Below are 4,319 nucleotides of genomic sequence, written 5' to 3' on the forward strand. Positions count from 1 at the left end.
CCGGACGCCTGACCGGCGACCGGGCTCCGCGCGCCGGGGACGGGCCGGCGCCCCCGTGGACGGCCCGTCAGCCCAGGGCCGCGCTCTCCGCCGCGTGGCCGGCCATCCGCCAGGCCAGGGCCCTGCCGAGCGCGCGCGGGACCGGGCCGGCCGCCGGGGCCAGCTTCCCGATCCGGCCGCGGTGCTCCCTGCGCTCCCTGGAGCTCAGCGCCGAGCGGAGCTTCCCCGCCGCGACCAGGGCGGTCAGCGCCGCGTCGGCCGGGTCGACCCGGCTGAGCGGTCCCTTCAGCGCCCCGGCGACGGAGGCCGCCAGCGCCTCGCGGGCCCCGGGGTCGGCCAGGGTGACCAGGGTCACCGGGAACAACCCGGCCACCCGGTGCGGCCGGAGGGCGATCCGGCCGGAGTCCGCCAGGCCGTCCCGGACCCAGCGGATCGGCTGGTCGCGCCCGACGCTCCTGGCCCGGCCGGCCCACGAGCTCCAGCTCTGCGGCCGGGCCCTTCGGATCTGGCCCAACAGGCGGGCGCTGTAAGGGTCGAGGCCGGCCTCGACGGCGTCGGCGCGGACCCGGGCGACGGCCTTGCGGCCCTCCTCGTACAGCAGGCCCCGGCGCAACAGCTCGGTCAGCGCCGCCGCCTGCAGCAGCAGGTTGAGCGAGGAGTGCTGGGTGGTCCGTCCGCGCCGCGGGTCGTAGGCGAGCAGGTACAGCTTCTCGGGGAGGGTGGCGGGCAGGTCCATGTCGGTCTCCGAAAGGGTCTTCGTGTGCCCGGCCTCCGGTCAGCTCGCGTCGGAGCCGCCTCGCTCGGGGCTGTTCTCGGCCGGGCCGTCCTCGGCCGGGCTCTGCTTGGGCGGGCGTCCGCGCCGGGGAAGCCGGGCCGCGCCGCCGGGCATCCGGCCCGCGTCGGCGAGCGCGCGGCGGAGCAGGAACTCGATCTGCGCGTTGGTGCTGCGCAGGTCGTCCGCGGCCCATCGGGCGAGTGCGTCGTGAACTGAAGGATCCAGCCGCAACAGGAGCTTCTTCCGTTCCGTCGCCAAGGCCTCGCCTTACTGGTAGAGGGAGCCCGTGTTCACGACGGGCTGGGTACCGCGGTCGCCGCAGAGCACCACCAGGAGGTTGCTCACCATGGCGGCCTTGCGCTCCTCGTCCAGGTCCACGACATCGCGTTCGGCGAGCCGGTCCAGCGCCTCCTCGACCATACCGACGGCGCCCTCGACGATCAGCCTGCGCGCCGCGACCACGGCCCCGGCCTGCTGGCGCTGGAGCATCACCTGGGCGACCTCCGGAGCGTACGCGAGCCTGGTGATCCGGGACTCGACGACTCGCACTCCGGCCGAGGCCACCCGGGCGGAGATCTCGGCGGAGAGCTTGCGGGCGATCTCGTCCGCACCGTCACGCAGCGACAACTGGCCCTCGTGGTGGGCGTCGTACGGGTAGCTGGTGGCGATGTGCCGCACGGCCGTCTCGGTCTGGATGGCGACGAAGTCGGCGTAGTCGTCCACCTCGAAGACCGCCATCGCGGTGTCCTCGACCTGCCAGACGACCACGGCGGCGATCTCGATCGGGTTGCCGTCCGCGTCGTTGACCTTGGCGGTCTCGGTCTCGTGGTTGCGGATCCGCAGCGAGATGTGCCGACGGTTGGTGAACGGGTTCAGCCAGGTCAGGCCCTCGGCGCGGACGGTGCCCCGGTAGCGGCCGAGCAGCTGGACCACCCGGGCCTGGCCGGGCGAGACCACCGTCAGGCCGCACATCAGCAACACCGAGCCGAGCACCAGCAGCGGCCCGACGACTATCAGGGCGATGCCCAACGCGTTGGTGCGGGCGGCCAGTTGGGCCGCACCGACGATGAACGAGCCGACCCCGGCGAGCAGGCCGAGCAGCGCGCCGCCGAGCACCGGCAGGCCGGCCGCCCCGGTGATGACCCGTTCGGTGATCTTGGGGACCGGGATGTCCAGGACAGGGCCGTCCTCGACGGTGAAACGCGGTGTGGTCATGGGAGCGACTCCTTGGTCGGGCATCCGCATCTGATGGCAAAGTGATATCACTTTTCTGACAGCCGACGCCACCCATCCGTGCGAGGACGACCCCCCGACACCCCCGGCACGCCGCCGATGCGGCAGACTTGTCACCCCGATACTTACTGCCTGTTTTCTGAAGGCTCAGCATCACTTGTGGGGAATCGCATCCATGACAGCGCTTGCCGAGTCCATCGGCACACCGGACAGAACGAGCCCGGGCACGGGGACTGAGCGGCAGCGCCCATGGGCCCGGTTCGAACGGCCGAACGCCGCACAGCTCCAGCTCGCCGCGGCCCTCCTCGTCCTCCCGCCGCTGTTCCACCTGGTCTCGGCCGATCTGCTGAGCTTCGGGCTGGTCTGGTTCGCCGCCGCGACCCTCATCCGCTCCCGGGCCACCGCCTTCGACCGGCTGATGATCTCCGGCGGCGTCCTGATCGGCTGGACCTGCGCACTCAGCCTGCTCGCCAGCTACTGGCCGTGGGGCCTGCACCCGGTGGCGCTCGCCGAGGCCACCGCCGTGCCGCTGATCGCGATCCTGCTCCTCCAGGGCCCCCGGCCCGCCGGGCGGGCCGAGCGGCCGTGGGCGCGGCTGCGCCGGCTGGTTCCCACCCGGGACCTCGCCCTGCTGCTGCCGGCAGCCGCGGCCGTCGCGTTCACGCTGTACCCCGTCGTCCGCCGGAACGCCACCGAGCGGCTGGGCCTGATCATCCTGTACGAGGACCTCGCCCGGCACACGGCGCTGTACGACACCATCCTGCGCCTGGGCGGTCTGACCGCCCTGCACAAGAGCGAGGCCGCCGCCACCGTCGCGGACGGCCTCGACACCTACCCGCAGGGCAGTCACCTGACGATGGCCGTGATCACCAGCTTCGTGCACGGCGGTGCCACCCAGGGCCCCGCGCTCGCCCAGCTGTCGTTCTTCGTCCTGCTGTTCGCCCTGGCCACGGCAGGTCTGGCGGTCGCCGTCCTGTGGGCGGTGCAGCGGGTCGCCGGACACGCGCTGCGCGGCTGGCGCGGCCTGGCCCTCGCGCTGCCCACCGCCGTCTACCTGGTCGTCGGCGAGGTGCCGCAGCTCCAGGCCCGCGGCTTCCTGAGCGAGATCTTCGCGCTCGGGTTGTTCGCCCTGCTGATCGCCCTGGCGATCAGGCCGCTCAGCCGCTTCCACGAGCAGATCACCGCGCTCGGCGCCCTGACCGTCGGCATCTCCTTCGGCCACTACCTGCTGCTGCCGGCCGTCGGAGCCGTGGTCCTCGCCTGGGCCGTCGTGCACCGGCGGGACTGCCTCCGGCACTGGCCGGCCGTGCTGGCCACCGCCGCGGTGACCGGCGCCCTCGCGCTGTTCCCGCCGTACATCAACATGGGATCGGCCGGTTCGGCGGACGTCCTGACCCTTCCCGGCGCCATCAGCCCGACCGGACGCCACCTGCTCTTCCCCCTCGTGGCGGCCGCGTTCCTGGGCCTGCTGACCCGCAGCGCACGCGCCAACCGCGCGCGCAAGGTCGCGCTGGCCTCGCTCGCCGCGGTCTCGCTGCTCTGCTTCGGCGTGATGGGGTACCAGCTCCTCACGACGGGCACCACCTCGTACTTCTACGAGAAGATGATCCACCAGCTGCTGGTCGTCGGGGTGATCTGCTTCGCCGCCGCCCTGCTGCCCGCGTTCGGCCGCCGCGCGCTCGCCGGGCCGAGCACCGCACCGGCCCCCGGTGCCCGCCGGACCATCTGGTCCCGGTTCCACTCGGGCGTGCCCGTGGTCGCCGTCGCGGGCTGCCTGGCCTTCGCCGTCCTCAGCAACGCCCAGCCGGACTCCGGCCCTGCCGGCTGGCGGGGCACCGTCGGGCGGGCCCAGCTGCGCGGCGACGGCGCGCACTTCGGACTGGCCCAGCGGGTCGCCGCCATCCAGTCCGACCACCCGCAGGACGGCCGGCTGCAGGTCTCCCTCGCCGGCGCCCGCCTCTACGGCGAGACCACCCCGGACTGGGCCGGGATCGAGGACAACCTCTGGCTGAGCGTGCTCAACCGCAACCAGGGCAGCACCGCGCAGCTGTGGGCATGGGCGATCACCCGCCGCAACGCCCAGGACATCGTGGACCTCGCCGCCTCCAAGCCGTCGACCCCGCTGCGCTTCTACCTCGACGAAGGCTCGCCGCTGGTCGCCGACCTGAAGGCGATGGCCGCCAAGGGCAAGCTCCCGGACCTGGCCGTCTCCGTGCTGCGCCACCAGGACGGCGACCTGATCGTCGAGCCGGTCAAGCTCCGCTGAGCCGCACCGAAGACTGTGGGGCCGTCACCGGCGAACGGTGACGGT

Annotated in this window: 4 protein-coding genes; 1 reads left to right on the plus strand and 3 read right to left on the minus strand. The window is 73.3% G+C overall.

The genetic code is table 11. The annotated features are described in order from the left end of the window. Positions 1-67: 67 nt before the first annotated feature. Genes ACFU7Y_RS40920 through ACFU7Y_RS40930 form a run of 3 tightly spaced genes read right to left on the minus strand, consistent with a single transcriptional unit; the run spans position 68 to position 1,990 of the window. Positions 68-736, minus strand: coding sequence for a GPP34 family phosphoprotein (locus ACFU7Y_RS40920; protein WP_380771473.1), 669 nt, complete (start codon positions 734-736; stop codon positions 68-70). Between the two features lie 39 nt (positions 737-775). Further along, positions 776-1,033 carry a hypothetical protein gene (locus ACFU7Y_RS40925; RefSeq protein WP_224284466.1) on the minus strand — a complete coding sequence of 86 codons (258 nt, stop codon included), beginning with the start codon at positions 1,031-1,033 and terminating at the stop codon, positions 776-778. Positions 1,034-1,042: 9 nt separating this feature from the next. Next, complete coding sequence (locus ACFU7Y_RS40930; RefSeq protein WP_224284467.1) at positions 1,043-1,990, minus strand: SPFH domain-containing protein; 948 nt, start codon at positions 1,988-1,990, stop codon at positions 1,043-1,045. Between the two features lie 193 nt (positions 1,991-2,183). Here ACFU7Y_RS40930 and ACFU7Y_RS40935 point away from each other — a divergent pair, with 193 nt between their 5' ends. Next, positions 2,184-4,274 carry a hypothetical protein gene (locus ACFU7Y_RS40935; protein ID WP_224284468.1) on the plus strand — a complete coding sequence of 697 codons (2,091 nt, stop codon included), beginning with the start codon at positions 2,184-2,186 and terminating at the stop codon, positions 4,272-4,274. The last annotated feature ends 45 nt before the right edge of the window (positions 4,275-4,319 follow it).

The organism is Kitasatospora sp. NPDC057542 (assembly GCF_042801945.1).
In the GTDB taxonomy this organism is placed as follows: domain Bacteria; phylum Actinomycetota; class Actinomycetes; order Streptomycetales; family Streptomycetaceae; genus Kitasatospora.